At 65.0% G+C, this 406-nt stretch carries 1 pseudogene; it reads right to left on the bottom strand.

Features of this window, described 5'->3' with window-relative positions:
- Nucleotides 1-406 (bottom strand): annotated as a pseudogene (locus D7Y04_RS43170) (peptidase); the annotation flags it as partial.

Here is a 406-nt window from a genome sequence, read left to right as displayed (position 1 = left end):
GAAGATGTCGGACATGGCCTCGTTCAGGCAGCCGGACTCGCCGGAGTAGATGAGGTCCGAGTCGAACTCCGTCACGGCGTGCGTCAGCTCGTGGGCCGTCACGTCCAGGCTGAGGGCCAGGTTGAGGGAGGTGGTGCCGTCACCGTCCCCAAACACCATCTGCGTCCCATTCCAGAACGCATTCACATAATTCACGCGGTGGTGAACGGTGGCGATGAGCGTGGCGCCCGCCCTGTCGTAGGAGTCGCGGCCGAACAGGTCGTTGTAGCAATTGTAGACGGCGCCCAGGTTGTCGTAGGCGGCGTTGACGATGGGGTCCGCGACAGGCGGGTCTCCTTCGTTGCGGCCCACGGTGCCGGGAAGGGTCGTGGTGTTGCCACCGTCATAGACCCGGCGGACCAGCGCC

It is taken from the genome of Corallococcus sp. AB038B (assembly GCF_003668955.1).
Taxonomy (GTDB): domain Bacteria; phylum Myxococcota; class Myxococcia; order Myxococcales; family Myxococcaceae; genus Corallococcus; species Corallococcus exiguus.
Note: the sequence above shows the minus strand (reverse complement) of the source record. Positions and strands in the feature narration are given on the sequence as shown.